The sequence below is a fragment of the Bradyrhizobium sp. 25ACV genome, assembly GCF_054863005.1.
On sequence record NZ_JAVAYO010000023.1, the window covers coordinates 78,446 to 93,430 of the forward strand.

The 14,985-nt window shown below is 61.1% G+C and carries 13 protein-coding genes; 9 read left to right on the forward strand and 4 right to left on the reverse strand.

The window, feature by feature from the left end; all coding sequences use genetic code 11:
- Positions 1-83 precede the first annotated feature (83 nt).
- Entirely contained in the window at positions 84-998 is a 915-nt protein-coding gene (locus tag RAD04_RS35595) for an alpha/beta hydrolase (protein WP_461627508.1), read from the forward strand.
- A 93-nt stretch (positions 999-1,091) separates the two neighbouring features.
- Here the strand turns inward: RAD04_RS35595 and RAD04_RS35600 are convergent, their stop codons facing one another.
- On the reverse strand, positions 1,092-1,979 hold the full coding sequence (locus RAD04_RS35600; RefSeq protein WP_461627509.1) for a carotenoid biosynthesis protein: 888 nt from the start codon (positions 1,977-1,979) through the stop codon (positions 1,092-1,094).
- Positions 1,980-2,767: 788 nt separating this feature from the next.
- On the opposite strand from RAD04_RS35600, the gene RAD04_RS35605 reads away from it, so the two are divergent.
- A complete protein-coding gene (locus RAD04_RS35605; RefSeq protein WP_461627510.1) occupies positions 2,768-3,436 on the forward strand; it encodes a LuxR C-terminal-related transcriptional regulator in 669 nt (222 codons plus the stop codon).
- A gap of 7 nt (positions 3,437-3,443) precedes the next feature.
- Here the strand turns inward: RAD04_RS35605 and RAD04_RS35610 are convergent, their stop codons facing one another.
- From RAD04_RS35610 to RAD04_RS35620, 3 genes are all read right to left on the reverse strand, one after another.
- Positions 3,444-4,031, reverse strand: coding sequence for a DUF5680 domain-containing protein (locus RAD04_RS35610; protein WP_461627511.1), 588 nt, complete (start codon positions 4,029-4,031; stop codon positions 3,444-3,446).
- Positions 4,032-4,174: 143 nt separating this feature from the next.
- The gene (locus RAD04_RS35615) at positions 4,175-5,605 is read right to left on the reverse strand and encodes an MATE family efflux transporter (protein ID WP_461627512.1); all 1,431 of its coding nucleotides are present in this window, start codon (positions 5,603-5,605) and stop codon (positions 4,175-4,177) included.
- Between the two features lie 17 nt (positions 5,606-5,622).
- Complete coding sequence (locus RAD04_RS35620; RefSeq protein ID WP_461627513.1) at positions 5,623-7,017, reverse strand: hypothetical protein; 1,395 nt, start codon at positions 7,015-7,017, stop codon at positions 5,623-5,625.
- Positions 7,018-8,353: 1,336 nt separating this feature from the next.
- Between RAD04_RS35620 and RAD04_RS35625 the strand changes: the two genes are divergently transcribed.
- Genes RAD04_RS35625 through RAD04_RS35655 form a run of 7 tightly spaced genes read left to right on the forward strand, consistent with a single transcriptional unit; the run spans position 8,354 to position 14,971 of the window.
- The gene (locus RAD04_RS35625) at positions 8,354-9,430 is read left to right on the forward strand and encodes a hypothetical protein (RefSeq protein ID WP_461627514.1); all 1,077 of its coding nucleotides are present in this window, start codon (positions 8,354-8,356) and stop codon (positions 9,428-9,430) included.
- Positions 9,427-10,329, forward strand: coding sequence for an alpha/beta hydrolase (locus RAD04_RS35630; protein ID WP_461627515.1), 903 nt, complete (start codon positions 9,427-9,429; stop codon positions 10,327-10,329). Before RAD04_RS35625 ends, RAD04_RS35630 begins: the two co-directional genes overlap by 4 nt.
- Positions 10,329-10,616: a hypothetical protein gene (locus RAD04_RS35635; RefSeq protein WP_461627516.1), complete on the forward strand. Its 288-nt coding sequence runs from the start codon at positions 10,329-10,331 to the stop codon at positions 10,614-10,616. Before RAD04_RS35630 ends, RAD04_RS35635 begins: the two co-directional genes overlap by 1 nt.
- A gap of 5 nt (positions 10,617-10,621) precedes the next feature.
- Positions 10,622-11,386 carry a hypothetical protein gene (locus tag RAD04_RS35640; RefSeq protein ID WP_461627517.1) on the forward strand — a complete coding sequence of 255 codons (765 nt, stop codon included), beginning with the start codon at positions 10,622-10,624 and terminating at the stop codon, positions 11,384-11,386.
- Positions 11,383-13,113, forward strand: a complete 1,731-nt coding sequence (locus RAD04_RS35645) for a GH3 family acyl-acid amido synthetase (RefSeq protein WP_461627518.1) — start codon at positions 11,383-11,385, stop codon at positions 13,111-13,113. The genes RAD04_RS35640 and RAD04_RS35645 overlap by 4 nt, the downstream gene beginning before the upstream one ends.
- Positions 13,110-14,246 carry a hypothetical protein gene (locus RAD04_RS35650; RefSeq protein ID WP_461627519.1) on the forward strand — a complete coding sequence of 379 codons (1,137 nt, stop codon included), beginning with the start codon at positions 13,110-13,112 and terminating at the stop codon, positions 14,244-14,246. The genes RAD04_RS35645 and RAD04_RS35650 overlap by 4 nt, the downstream gene beginning before the upstream one ends.
- Positions 14,243-14,971, forward strand: a complete 729-nt coding sequence (locus RAD04_RS35655) for a DUF6182 family protein (protein ID WP_461627520.1) — start codon at positions 14,243-14,245, stop codon at positions 14,969-14,971. The genes RAD04_RS35650 and RAD04_RS35655 overlap by 4 nt, the downstream gene beginning before the upstream one ends.
- Positions 14,972-14,985 lie beyond the last annotated feature (14 nt).

The window sequence follows — 14,985 nt, forward strand, 5'->3', positions numbered from 1 at the left end:
CAGTTGCGAACTACCAGAGCGTGCGGTAGGCTTGTTGGACGCGCGCATCAACGAATCTGATGAATTCCGGACGAGATCACTCGATGGACATAGCGCCGAGCATCACCCCTGAGACGTCGCTCGCACGGCAGGTTCCTGCTGACATCGCAGACAAGCTCAAGGAGATCGGACGAATCATCGAAACGCCCAGAACTACTGAGCTCTACGCGCCGCTGCATCAGCCCGAACCTTACACGGGGATGAAGGCCGAACGTGATTTGAGATACGGCCCCGGCGAGCGCAACCGGCTTGATGTTTTCACTGCTGAAGCCCCCTCCGGTCCGCGCCCTGTCCTCATTTTTGTTCATGGTGGCGGCTTTACCGGCGGCGACAAGCGCACGGCGGGCAGCCCGTTTTATGACAATGTCATGCTCTGGGCGGTCAAGAACGGATTCGTTGGCGTCAACACCACGTACAGGCTTGCACCGGAATTCCCCTGGCCGGCAGGCCCGGAGGATATGGCCGCAGCCGTCCGCTGGGTCACCGCCAACATCGCCTCGCACGGCGGCAATCCAGCCCGCGTCTACTTGATGGGGACCTCGGCAGGTGCAGTGCATGTTGCGAGCTTTCTTTCGCATCCTGAGTTTCACGGTCCCGACGGCGATGGACTGGCAGGAGCAATCTTGGTGTCGGGCCTCTACGATCTCGGCAATCTGCCGGCAGTCGAGAGCCTCAGCGTCTATTTCGGAGACGACATCACAACCTACGGAGCGCGATCCTCGCTTGCCGGGCTGTTGAAGACCACAACGCCGTTGCTGATTGTGAGCACCGAACTCGACCCTCCGATCTTCGAACAGCAGTTTGATCTACTGAGAAACAGTCTTTGCAGAACCGAACGTCGCTGCGTTCGCGCCGTCGTCTTGCCGCAGCACAGCCATACCTCGCCAGTTTGCGCCATCAACACTACGGATACTGGGCTGACCAACGAAATTCTGAGGTTTACAGCAACCGCGACATAGTTCGGCTTCGATAGCAAGCACGAATATCGGCCGCTCCCTGCAGGACGCGTACGACGTCACTGACCGACCCGGCAGGTGCAACAAGCCGCGCAATTAGCCGAGAGTGCGGCCGTCGTGGCTCCCGACGGTGCGACCGATGAGCAGCGCCGCAAGGAGGGCCACGAACCACATGGTGAAACACGTCACCAGCGTCACGGCCTGATATATCTGCCCGGTTTGCCAGACTTGCCCCGTTGCATCGGTGACCGGCTCGCTTTCGACGGTCAGCGCGAGAATTGGACGCATCAAGCCAAGGACAGCGTACATCGCAACGCCTTGATACCAGTAGGCACGAGGTTGGCTGGAGCGTAATGGAAATCCGGGCTTGACCGGGCTTCGCGCGAGATAGAGAGAGAAACAGACAAACATGGTCAGCGCGCACAGGAGCCAACCCGCGAAGTTCACAATGGGAACACCGAAGTAGCTGCCGCCCTGATGCCAGATCCACTGGCGTTGAATGGTTGCGGCGACCGGATCCAACGTCAGATCCCACATGGTCAGGACAAAACCTGCAACGAATGATTGCCTGTACAAATCGCCGTTGTCTTGCTGCCGATCAAATATCCCGAGCAACACCGCAGCGAGCGTCCAGGCAAGGTAGCCAGCGGCAAGATACGCCGGCGCAATGAGCACGGGGACATGGAATAGCTTGGGACCCAAGCTCTCCGAGTAATGGTAGAAGCCGAACGGAAATCCCGTCAGGACGCTCAGATTTTCGTACAGGTTGCTTGCAACGAAGGTGATAGCCGCAAACGCAGCGAGCTCCTTCGGCTCGTATCGTCGTAAGCCATGAAACAAGGCGAAACCTGCCAGCAACATGATCGTAATGGCCGCCGAGGCGCCCGATGGGACGAGATGCAATGTCGTGTTTACGATGACATAGCCGAGGTAGAGGATAGGAAACAGCCAAAGGCACCGCAGCTTTCCGTTAGATGTATCCACGGCGGCCTCTATGCAGTTGGATCTTCGAGCTATCCGCGTCTTCGCGATCACGGGTCCTGTAACCGGCTTCGGCGTCCGCAGGCGTCTTTGGTAATTTGTTTCCGGTCTCTTGTTTTCCCGGCCGGACGACTGATGTCGCAATATCCCATGGTAGATTTTTTCGCAATTGCAACCAGGGGAAGATCGTCTTCCGTGCTCGGCGTCCAACAGGAGGGGGTGCCGATCCATGTGGCCGGCACCCGCTATTGCAGAATTGCCGAGCCCTGCACTGCATCCGGCCGATGATCCCGGCCGTGGTGATCGGGGCCTGGAAGAACGAACCCAAAGCATTGCCGCAAACCTTCGCTCGTGCCCGGTAAACTGGCTGGCTTCCTATTGAATTTATTGGAAGAATTTGATTTCCCGCAACTCCCATAGTGGCAGCGGGAGAAGGACGATCGTCGTAGCGCCTGCCGCGATCGCCGCGACAATTCCGCACGCTGGGGATTTCTGTTGTCCTTCGATCTATGGCCAATCGTTCACTTTCAAATGAAAAAGTACGGTCTGCGCTGCCACTTGAGGTTGCTTCACGCCGATTTTTCGGATCAGAATTGGCATTCGCGCCACCGCAGGACGACTCTGCATCACGGACGACTGATGAAAGCAAACCGGGGGGAGAGTCGCGCAACGGCAAAGCTGGCCCGCCAGCCCAACGAGAGCCTTCGGCAATCGCGCCTTATTGCGCCCAACAACTCCGTCTTCCCCGCTGAGAGCGCCTTGCAACAGGGCGTCGTATAAGGTTTGCCTCCGTGGGATATGAGATCCTTCTCATAGATGATCATCCGATTGTAGCCGAGGGCATGAGAATGCTGCTCTCTCGAGTCCAGTCGGCATCCACCCTCCTCACCGCCGGCAGCCGTGATGAGATCGATCGGATCGTCCAAAGCAAGCCAGAGGTCGATCTGATCATCCTCGACGGCGTTCTCGGCGAAAGCGACAGTGTCGACCTGATCCTCGAACTCAGATCCAAATTCCCCGGCGCACCGGTTGTGGTGTTCTCCGGCGACCGAAACATGGATTCAATGTCGCGCGCCCTGAGCCTTGGCGCGATGGGCTTCATCCCCAAGAATTACATGCCCGACCAGATCTGGCAGGCCCTTCTCTTCGTCCTGGATGGCGGCGTGTTCGTTCCGAAGGAACTCATCATGACCGCGTCCGCACTGCAAAGCTCCGCGGGATTGGGTTCAACCCTTTCGTCCAAGCAGGTCGACCATGTGCGCAAGCTCGGCCTGAGCAATCGCGAGATCCACGTGCTGGAGCACCTGATCGCCGGCAAGCCGAACAAGGTCATTGCCCGCCAACTCAATATCGCCGAAAGCACCGTGAAGAGTCACGTCTCGATGATCCTGCGAGTCATCAACGCATCGAATCGGGCCGAGGCTGTGCACATTCTGTCCAACAGTTATTATCGGAAGTGACCGTTGCTCAGGTCTGTCCACATTCACTGTTAGTCGAGAATTTGTGCCATTCACTCAGATCTTCCAGTTCCTGATCGCCCACGAATCTGAGAGGCAGATCTTCTTCAATCCGCATGTCGACGCTGTGCTTGCCCCTGATGACCCCGCCTACCAGGCTGCGGAAAGCGGCAGGCTTCCCGTTCCAATAAACAGTTTCAGTACCGGTAAAGGCCAGCAAGGAGCCGTTGAGCAAGCATGTGTAGAAGAACGGATCGCGAAAAAGCGTCGTCGGGCCGCGGATCGGGATCACCGGATCTGGCTCGCGCAAGGCTTCGCGGAGAAACTCGAATATCGCGACGTGATTTGGATAGGCCCAAGCGTGGGTACCCCCGCGATAGCCCATGCCCCAGACCGGAATGCCGTTGAACCAGACGATTTCCTGTCCAACGTCGACATATTCTCCAAAATACTGATCCTCATAATGAAAAGGAGGATCGTCGAACGAGTAGTTCTTCGAGTACGGCCTCAGGGAAGGTGAGCGCTGTCCATCGGATGCAAAGGTGGTGATCTTTGCCCGTCGGAGAAAATCTATCAGCTGTGACACCTTGAGATTCATCGAACATTCGCCCGCATCACGCCTCGTCGCTCGAGGCAAAGTTAGCTTATGAGTTCTTCATGTGCAATCGTTCCGACCGGACCGACGCCGTCCCGTGGAGCCATGGATGGCGTCCGTCGTGTCGCGCGATTCGCCACGTCTTCCTAGCCCGTTCCGGCGGCAACCTGCCGATGGAGCACGATCGACTTCCTCAGGACATATTCCGCCAACAGCCATGCGATCGGCGCGCCGAGCACCTGCGCTACAAACAAGGTATCAGGCATCGGCTGAAGGCGAAAATACTCGACGCCGTACATCAGCGGCAAGGTCAGGACCATGTTCTTCACGACGATGACCGCGACCATTCGCAGCGGATATCCAAGCGCGATGAGTCCGCTGCTGGCGACCTGCGTCAGTCCCATGAACAGCAGACCGCAGACGAAGAATTGTCCATTGCGCGCCGCCGTAGCGACCAGCTCGGCGTCGTCCGTGAACAGCCGCGGCCACCACGTCGGGAGCGCCAGACAGATCCCGACGAACGGCAGGATCGCGATCAGCAGGAGCTGCTGCTGGCTACGCTTGACCGACACGATTTCGGTTGTCCGATTGGCTCGCACCAGTTCCGTTGCCGCGTAGATGAGGCCTGCGCTGAACGCCGACGCCACCACGCCGACGACGGTTTCGAGGCGCATCACGAGACCGAAACCGCCGAGATAGTTGAGACCAAAGGCCGCAAGCAAATGCTGGGAGCATAGCGCTGTGACCGCGACGACGATCCAGACCAGCGCGGCGGGGTAGGAGATCCGGAGGATATCGCCGAAGATCGACCGATCGAAGTGGCCCCAGACACTCCAGGTCAGATGGTGGGCCACCGTCCGGTCCCAGCGAAGATAGACCAGAGCGATCAGCGCGCCGATCCAGCAGCTAGCAACGGTCGCCGCCGCAAGGCCTTGATACCCGAAACCGAGCAATGCCGGATGCGCGAATAGGACGGCCAGCGCGAGTCCAAGGACGAGCGCACCATTCACGATGAAACTTGCCGGATTAGGCAGGCCTACGCCGCGCAGGAAGCCCTGGACCCCACCGAGCATGAACAGCGGGGGAAAACTCGCCGCCGTGATGACGAGGAACTGGGCCCCTTCGTCCAGCGCATTGCCCTGCAATCCGGCCGTCAGCAGCAGCGGCCGGCAGAACGTGACGATGAAAAGCGTGAATGACATGCCGATCGCCGCGCCTCCTACCAGCGCGGACGATAGCACACCCGACAGCGCTGCGGTCCCCTTCCGCATCGCCGTCGCCCGCATCGCTCCGATGCAGAACGCCGCCAGCGAGAACGATTGCACCATCGACACCCAGACAAAGGCCGTAGCGATCGCCGCCAGGGTACCCGAACCGAGCGCGCCAGCAATCTTCAGCTCCAGCAGTCCCACCACCAGGCCGATCATGTTGGTGGAGAGGACGGGCAAGGTGTTACGAAGCAACTCGCGATAGACGGCGAATGCATCGACCTTCGACTGAGGTGCCACGAGACGTTGGGGTGTTGTCATCAGGGTCATCCTTTCGTGACGTGAGCCTTCATCGCCTTCGTTCCCCAAGCCCTGCCCGTCGCCACTTAGCTCGACGACATGACGGCGGTCCGCGGTGCGGGCGCGGATTTCAGCGGCTCCAGCACCAGTGCTCCCGTCGGGCACAAGTCCACGCACATCGTACAGCCGTCGCAATTGTGATCGAACTGATAGGGAAATTGCAGGAAGGACTCGCAGACATGCAGCTTCTCGCAGATTCCGCAATGGACACACTTCTCCTCGATCAGCCTGACCTGCTGCTCCAGGTTCGGGGTCGGCCTGACCAAGCGCTCGGACACGATCGGCGAAGGCAGCAGCGACGCGCCGATCAGTGCTTCGACGTTCTCATATCCAAGCTCGTCCAGCTTGCGCTCGATCTGGGCGCAGAGCTTACCAATCTGATCGAGACCGCGACGCATCAGGAAGGACGTGACGTGGACGCAGGCGGCTCCCATCATCATGCATTGCAGGATGTGGCCGGCGCTCGACAGGCCGCCGCCGGAGCACAGCGGCCGCGAGGTCGCTCGCGCCGCCCGCTGAGTGTAAGAGAGGGTGAAGGGCAACAACGGCTCGCCAGCGATGACGCTGATCGATCGGCCGTCTCGATGCAGCAGGCCGTCGAACAGCGGAGTGCCCGCGCGGTCGATGTCGAGCAGCGGCTCGCAGCGAATCGAGTCGATCATGATGTAGCCGGGCGTCCGGGCAAGCTCGTACAAGGCGCGCACGAGATCCTCGTCCATGCCGGTGTTCAGCTTCGGGAATACCGGAACCGAAGTGGCGTCGATGATCGCCCCAACCGCAGCACAGAACTGGCTGATCCGCTCGTCGCTCAGTTTCCGGAGGTCGATGTAGAAGAAATCGAGTTGGACCGCGTCTGCGCCCGCGAGCTCCTGGGCGCGGACCAGGGCTTTCCAGACCTCGATATCCTCCTCACTTTGCAGCGAGGGAAAGAACACCGACGCGATCACGGGAAACGAGCAGCTCTGCTTCGATCGCCGCACCAGATCGCTGCCGAATTCCAGCGAAAGGATCTCTTTCAAGTAGGTCGATTTCAGATGGCAACCGATCCCCTTTTGCCATCTGTAGCGGCGCTGATCCGTCGGCTGGAACGGCGTCGGCGCGTGCCGTCCGATCGACTTCGTGATCACGGCGGCGGCGCCGGCGTCTTCAGCCCGGCGGATGTCGTCGAACGTGTCCGTCGACGGTCCCGACCCCAGGATGATCGGGTTTTTCAGTTGAAGTGTCGCGAAGCGCGTTGCCAGCCGGGTCATCGGGCGACCGCCTATTGTGGTTGAACGGTCAGGTCGGCGGTCCTGGCGCCCCGGCCTGAAACTTCCTTCGCCGGCTCCGGCCGGCGTGCCGTATAGAGTGGGTCCGCCTTCTCGAAGATGCGGTCCATCTTTCGCGGCGACGTGCCGTAGAGAAACGAGAAAATCTTGCAATGTCCGAAATTCTCGTCCGACCTGCGAGCGAACTCGCGCGCCCTCTCGCCTCCGAGAATGTCTTCCATACGGGTTTCCGCTAGATTGCCCAGCACCCAGACCGGATCGAGCGGACGGCCGACGCCGCCGATCGCCCAAGGCGACGCCAGCAGCGTGCCGTTGGCCATCAGGCCGAATGATTCGTGCACGAGATCGCACGGGTTCAGGTTGCCGGGCGTCTGAACGTTCGCCAGATGCTTCAGCGCGCATTGCAGCTTCAGCACCGGCGTCTTGTAGATCGCCTCCAGGCGGCGCATCGTTTCGATGGCACGCTGATAGTCGGCCGGTGTCGGGATCTCGCTCGACACCGTTCCGCCCCGTCCGACCGGGAACAGCCGCATGAGCAGGAGCTTGCCGATTCCCTTCTCGTGCAACAGCTTGTAAACGCGCGCGAGGTGGTCTTCCGACATGATCGACTTGGTGAGCGGCAGTTCGGCGCGGGTCTTCGCGCCGAGCCTGGCGAATGCCTCGGCCTTCTTCAGGTTGCCCAGCGCATACCCACTCGGGCGATTGGCGACGTCGGTGATGGACTCCGCGTCAAAGGTGAAATTGTACTCGTCGATCCAGGGAGCCAGCTCGGTAGCGCTGTAGCGCGATGATCCGGCTCCGGTCGCGGTGAGCGAGACGTTGTCGCGTCCGAGCTTCTGCGAGGCATAACGCAGCATCTCGAAATTGTCGCGCAACAAAAGCGCGTCGCCGCCCGAGATGTCGACGCGGGCATCGTAGGCGGAGAGATTGTCGATGACCTGTTTCTTCTTCTCCAGCGTCAGCTCGAGACCTTGCGATGCGCGGAAGCGGTACGCAGCCTCGTAGACGTCGACGTCGCCCTCCTTGAGGGGAACCCTGGTTTCGTTCGTGAGTCCCTCGCTGCGCAGGATCGCGTGCCCGTTCTTCTTGCGCACGTGAACGGCATCGACGCAGCAGACCGCGCAGTCCCACTGGCACACGAGTGTCAGATTATAGATGATGTCGATCTTCTTTCGAGGCGGCGCTCCGACAGACGCTTTCGGCGGGTTAGCCAAGGTATCAAGACTTTCCATCTCGGAATTCCCTTTCGACAAGCGCGCCGGCGATTTTTCGGCGCAAAGCCCGTTTGAGCAAACCGATGGGTCTGCAGGGCGAACCTGCATCGTGCGGGAGAGCGGCGCCATCCGGTAAGAGGAGTGTCCGGTGGCTCCTCCTGTCGGGCCGCCGGATTACTCCTCCTTTCGGAGGAGCCTTCCGATTGGTTACTAATTTGGGCTGCCAGGTATGCTGTGAGCCATTGTGCGAGCAAAAGCACCGATCGGAGGCGCCCATGATCTCGACCAGAGCCATGATCCGATACGTCAAGGGCTCGTTCGCGGAGGGAACGACGTTCCTTCTCGCTTGGGAGCGATGCGAGAGCGAACGAGAGCTGCGAATTCTTGTCCTGCTCGGCGAAAGCCGCAACCGAATGGTGTTGCTATGCCCCGATACGAAGGCGCCAGCCGAATTGGCCCGTCATCGTCGCCGGACCGAGGACCGGTTCATCGAGCCCTATCGCGTCCCTCTTTTTGCAGCAGGCGCATACCTCGGCTATGCAATTCCTGCAGAGATATATCGCCGAAGCCGCTCCTTGCAAGGCGCCGACCGAGGCCCGTGCGCATCGCGCGGAACGCGGATGAGCTTCGTTGCGGCTCTTGCCGACAAACCATCCGATCACTTCGATGCCTCGCTTTGGCAAAGCGACAAGTCTTGCCTGGAGCAGTCGCTCGACGACTCGAGGCTCTATACCCGCGCCGTGCGGCTGCACAGCGTGTTCAAGTATCGCGAGGCGCGCCGCTACCTGCTCAGGATATCGCCCAGCTTCCGCCGAATCGACGATTGCAGACTTCTGATCGCCGACACCTATCGGAAAGAGGGACGATTCGTCGAGGAGACTGCGGTTTACACGAGGATGGAGCCAAACAAGTCCACGAATTTGCTGCTCGCAATCAGTCTTGCAAGATGCGGCCGTTTCTCCGATGCGTCTGAGGCGCTGAACTGGGCGCCGGAACGCGATCCAAACACGCACTATTACCGAGCGCTATGCGCTGCCGCGGTCGACGATTTCGCTGCCGCGGCGTGCCACGCCAACGAGGCGAGAAGATTGGCGCCGACATCGGCAGAAGCCGCCTACTGCCATCTGGTCTATCTTTGGAAGGATCGCCGCTATCTCGATCTCGGCAGGGCAATATTGTCGTTCTGCAGGGTGAGTTCGCGCTCGGCCGCAGAGGCGCTCGACCTTATCGATCTGCCAGATGCGCGGCCGGCAAGCCGGACGCTGGCGCAGGGCCTTTCCTCTCAATCAAGCAGCCCCAGTGAGATTCGTGCCACGGAACGTTGCCCGGCGACCAAGGAGTTGTTCGCATGAAGCAGGGCGTAGGGCATATCGTGCCGGCACACCGTGGCGAATTCTACAAGCCATCACGCCAATATCGCGCGGGGCGGGTGCACATCTGGGACGATGCGCACACCTACCGGATCGAAGCAGGAGAGATCGGTGTCGTTCTGATGCATGCGACGTTCGGCTCGCCGTGGGAGATGCGTCCATTGGCGGAATTCCTCGCCGCGCACGGAATCACCGTCATCTGCCCGCTATTTCAAGGGCACGGCAGCACGCCCGAGGCCTTCGCATCGGCCAATCCAGCGAAATGGATCGACGATGCGCGCCGGGCTCATCGCTGGCTGAAGGAGCGGACCACCAGGCAGTTTCTCGTCGGGCAATGCCTCGGCGGTCGGGTCGCGATGGCCCTGCACGTCGAGGATGGGCTCGACATAGCGGGTATCGTCACCATTTCGACGCCGTTTACCCCGCCGCCGAGGATGCCGTTCCTGCCGCGTCCGTTCGATCGCTGGCCCATCAATCTGACGCCGAAATCAATGCCGATTTTCCGGTGGTTGAATTTGGTGCCAGACAATACGCGGCGTATCAACCTCCACTCGCTTACGCCATGGCGATGCTACCAACTGTATCGCCCGGCGAGCGCCTGGGAGATCGTAAATAGGCTGCGCGCGAGGCTGAGCACCCAGTTGCATCGGGTCAACGCCCCCTGCCTGATCGTCCATGCCGAATACGACCACCTTCATCCGGTCGAGAACGCGCATTTCGCCTACCAGCGGATTTCGTCGGCAGACAAGGAACTCTACACGATCGACGCCGTAACACACATCGTATCCACCAACGTCCGAACTAGGCATGTCGTCTTCAAGAAGGTGCTCCGGTTCATCCAGGACCGAACCGGAAGCGTTCAACAGAACGGATGTCACTGATGGGATATCATTCGGACACGCACATCTCGGCATCGATCCTCAGCATCGCGAAGAAAGTCTTCTACAGCGAAGCGCCGATCGCCCCCTGTTCCAGCCTGCTGAACGATCTGATCGCCACGCCCGTCGATATTCTGGACGTCTGCCGTCATATCGGACGGAGGCTTGATATCGAGATTGCGCGAGACGAGGTGTTAGCGGCGATGCGATCCGCCCCGCAGGACTGCACGCTCGACTGGCTTGTCGAGCAGTGCCGACGGCGGCAGATGCCAAGTCCGCTTGGGAGCTAGAGGCCATGCGAAACGCATCTACGATCGTCCGTCCCCGTGCTTCGGCCACTCATCCTGATTTCTATGTCCTGCTAGGCCCCGACTATGCGGGCAAGTCGACCCTGTTCAGGGCCTTGTCCGCCCGGGCTTCGGTTCATCTGGTTTCGTATGACGACGGCCCAGGGTCGGGCCAGCCGTCCTTCGCTGGCAGCTTTCGCCAGGCATTCGCCGCGGTTTCATCCAGCATGGCAAGCGGCGCGATGTCGCCCGAATTCATCCTGAGCCTGTTTCATGCCTACGTGGTCTTCGTTCGCGACCAAATCGCGAGCGCAAAGGCGACCAAGCCGGTCGTCGTGGACTCTTATTATTACAAAATCCTCGCCAAGTGTGTTCTCGCCGGCATCCCGAACGAGCAAGTCTTCGCGCTGTGGCGCGCGCTGCCGCAGCCTAGCCGGGTGTTCTATCTGGACGTCGATTCGGAGGTGGCTTGGCAGCGGTGCGAGCACGGGGGCCTGCTCAACGGCTTCGAATATTACGGCACAAGCCCGACGCGCCCCGGCTTCGTTCGCTTTCAGCAGGACCTGCGTACGGTGATGCTGCAGGAGGCCGCCACATCGAAGATCGAAATCATCGACCAAGACGGCAGCCTAGACGATCTGATCGGGGACATCGAGGAAGTCATCGGATTCGCGCGCCGGTCCAATATTCCTCGCCGAAGGCCGGCGGCAGCTCCAATCGAGTCCCACGCCGCGGACTGCCACGCCACCCCCAGCTTCCAAGACAGACCATGACAGCCATCTCCGCCGACGAGTACGTCCGCCGCTGCACTGAACGCGTCGCCATGGAGCGCGATCGCGCGCGTGACGCTCTCCATCAAGGACGCGAGTTCCAGACCCGGCTGCTCGAGGAAATTCTGACCGAGAGCAAGGACACCGCCTTCGGCAGACAGCACGACCTCGCGCGAGTTCGGGATCGAACCGATTACGGCAAGGCCGTCCCGATTCGCACTTATGATGCGATAGCGCCGTGGATCTCGCGGGTCTGCGAGGGCGAGTCGAACGTTCTGACGAGTGACGACCCCGTGCTGTTCTTCAAGACCAGCGGGAGCACGGGGGCCAACAAGGCCATTCCGGTCACATCGAAGTTCATGACACGGTGCTTCTTTCCCTTCTACTACGCCGCGCTCGGCGCGCTGCACGAGCGATATCCGGGCGCGATTTCCGGCACCGACAAAACGCTGAACCTCCGGCAGGGCTCATCGAGCGACGTCACACTGACAAACTCGGGCCGTCTGCACCTGGGCGCAAGTCAGGTCGATTTTGTTCGATCGTTTGGCGAGCTGACCGCGGCGGAGCCCGGCAGCCGGGCGCCCTGGTCGACGAGCTTGCCGGGCGGGCCGCGCTGGGACAACGACCTGGCAAAGAGCTACGCCAAGCTCCGGATCGCCGCCGAACACGATCTCGAATGCGTCATCGGCATCAATCCCGCCGCGGTGGCAGCGCTTCCTCATCAGCTCGCACTGTGGCTTCCCGCAATCGTCAAGGACATGTTCGACGGGACCATCGGCGGCTCGGTTGCGTTTCCGGCGAACAAGGCGCGAGCCCTGGAACTCGACCGGATGGCGCGAGGGCGCTCGGGTCTTCAGCCGAAGGACATCTGGCAGAACATCAGGACTCTCTATTGCTGGACCGGCGGCATCGCCGCGCTCTACATCGACAAACTTAAGCACGCCTTCGGCGACGATGTCGCGGTTGTCCCGGCGCCCTTGGCCGCATCGGAGGGACCGATCGCGCTCTGCGCCGATCCGCTCCACCCCTCTATGTCCTGCCTCGCGGTCTCGAACGCCGTATTTGAGTTCATCGATGCCGAACACGACATCCGACCGGACAGCGAAACGCTGGAGTTCTGCGATATGGAGTGCGGCCGAGAATATCACGTGGTGATCAGCCATCTCGGCGGGCTCCATCGCTACGCGCTCGGAGACGTCATCCGCGTCGTCGACAGGATCGCAGGCGTGCCCCGTGTCGAATATGCCGGCCGTCACGCCGCATCGAACCTACTCGGCGAGCGGTTACGCGATTCTCATTTCGTCACCGCGGTTCGTCGCGCATCGCGTGAGCTCGGCATCGACGTCGCCAACGTTGCCTGCCGGCCGGCGGCCGGCTCGGACGGGGCACAAGCGCAGCGCTACGCGATGCTCGTCGGGACGGAAGTCGAATTGCCAGACGGCGTCGCCGGGCGCCTGGCGGCCCGCATCGACAATGAACTCGGCCGCCTGTCGCCGGGCTATTCGAAAGCACGGCAATCGGCGGCCATGGAGCCACTGTCGCTCAAGCCCGTAACGCAAAGGGCGTTCTTCCACGAATGGCAGACCCGCGTCTCGAAGGGCGTGCGAGCCGCGCAGGCTAAGGATCGATTGCTGGTGTCGGAGCAAACCTGGCAATTGCTCGACAGCGGCGAATTCCCCGTGCTGTCCAAATTTGTTCCCGCTGCAGTAACTGGGACGCCAGGCCAATGACGACGTCCGACACCGGCAGACGCGCGAGGATCCTGCTTGCGCCCATACCGATAACGCCTACCAAGCCGCTGACGCCTAGTCACGTCAAGGGCATGCTTTGGGTCGACGTCATGTTCAAGGCAACGTCGCGGCTCGCCGACGTCCATTGCCTCTACAGTCACCTGACCGCGAATGGCAGCGAGCAGACGCTCGGTTTTTGGGAATACCTCGATCGCGAGCATGATGAAGTCAATTTCGACTGCTGCGACGAGCACGACATCGGCGAACTCTATCGACGTTACCATGCCCAGAATTCAAGATCCTCCTACCAAGCCCTCGTTCCCTATGCTCGGGCGGTCGAACGGGGCAAGTGGTGTCACCCGTGCAGTCTTCGATTATGCGACATCTGGAGCGCGCAGGCCGCCTCGCTCGGAATCGAGAACCTGATGCCGGCGCAGCGCCACCAGGATTCGATGGCAGTCGAGGCCTTGGTCGAACTCCTGAAGAGCACCGAGCTCTGCCTGGATTTGCGCGCGGCCGGCGGCCCGCTCTATCTCGACGCCACCGCCAGCGGCCTGCCGCTTCGCCGCGGCATCGGGCCGGACGGACACGTCAACTACCTGACCAACCTCCTGCGCGATCTCGTGCCCCAGATTCCGCATTATGATCACATCGTCCTCATTCACGATGAGGAGCTCAATGCCGACCACGTATTGCTGCAGCGGATCCTTGAGCAGTTGGGCGCGGTCGTTCACCGCGTTGCGCTGAGCCGCGTGGCCGTCGATGGCGTCGTACAGTCGGCCCGGTTCGGCGGCTGGCGCGGCTACACGGCGTCGGCTCTGATCACACGCGGCCTCGGTGCTGCCGATCTGGATTCGGTCAGACTTGGCATGCGACTTTATTTCATCGCCACGCTCGGCAAGAGCCGATCCACGTCGATCGATCTGACGCACCTCGAGCGCTCGACGCGGCGCGCGGCGGCCCTGCTTGCGCAAACGAAGGTTGGCGCATCCGGAAAGGACGTCGAACTGTTTCTCCGTAAGCATGGTGGACGGAACTGTTACGTCGACCCTTATCGGATCACCACCGCCCTGCTCTCGCGACATCACGCCCCCTTTGGCCCGATCGACGGGGGCAACGGATGGTATATGTGAACCTGACGCAGGAGTTACTGCGACGCGCGCTTGAGGAGCGCCTTTCCATCGGCTGTCCGGGGCTCGAACGCGACGAGTTGCCGCGAACCGCGGATGATGCCGCAACAGACTGGCAGTCGAACGGGGGCGTCGCCGCCATCGCCATCCTGCGCGAGTTCGCGCCATGGGCTTTCGCGGAGAGTTGCGTGCGGTTCGCGCAATCGCTGGACGAAGGCACTGGCCGGCTCTGGCGTCGCAATTTCACACGCACGATTTTCCTGGCCGGCAACCCCGGGAAATTGTCGGGACGTTTCACCTTCGATTGGCTTTCTGCCGATGGCGCTATCGGTTGGATCGCCCCTGTGCCTCCGGACAGGACGCTGTGGCTACGGCGGCTGCTTTGCCTGTTCCGCGGCAGCGACGCGCTGGCCGATATCCCCGACTTCGTTGTTGCGGTGCCAGGGCGGCAGCTGCCCGTCGCGCGAACCGTCTACGTCGCGACCGCCGGAATCGGTCCTGCCGATTACCTCGTGCATCTCAACCACATCCTTTCAGAGGGCGTCCTGTCTGGAGAACTGCCCCCCGGCTGCGACCTGCACGTACGGCATATTCCGACGTTGACCGGCCGGGAAGCGAGGTTCGGGGCCCTCCGTGTCCACTTCGCCAAGGGCACCGAACGGTTGCGGGCATTCGCGGGCATCGCCCGCCCCGATGCGAGGAGTTTGCCACCCGAACTGGCCGAATGAATCATCACTGAAGC

Bases quoted from the DNA above. Each gene is read 5' to 3' on its own strand.
- RAD04_RS35595 (WP_461627508.1), top strand. From the start codon at position 84: ATGGACATAGCGCCGAGCATCACCCCTGAGACGTCGCTCGCACGGCAG.
- RAD04_RS35610 (WP_461627511.1), bottom strand. From the start codon at position 4,031: ATGAATCTCAAGGTGTCACAGCTGATAGATTTTCTCCGACGGGCAAAG.
- RAD04_RS35625 (WP_461627514.1), top strand. From the start codon at position 8,354: ATGATCTCGACCAGAGCCATGATCCGATACGTCAAGGGCTCGTTCGCG.
- RAD04_RS35630 (WP_461627515.1), top strand. From the start codon at position 9,427: ATGAAGCAGGGCGTAGGGCATATCGTGCCGGCACACCGTGGCGAATTC.
- RAD04_RS35635 (WP_461627516.1), top strand. From the start codon at position 10,329: ATGGGATATCATTCGGACACGCACATCTCGGCATCGATCCTCAGCATC.
- RAD04_RS35640 (WP_461627517.1), top strand. From the start codon at position 10,622: ATGCGAAACGCATCTACGATCGTCCGTCCCCGTGCTTCGGCCACTCAT.
- RAD04_RS35645 (WP_461627518.1), top strand. From the start codon at position 11,383: ATGACAGCCATCTCCGCCGACGAGTACGTCCGCCGCTGCACTGAACGC.
- RAD04_RS35650 (WP_461627519.1), top strand. From the start codon at position 13,110: ATGACGACGTCCGACACCGGCAGACGCGCGAGGATCCTGCTTGCGCCC.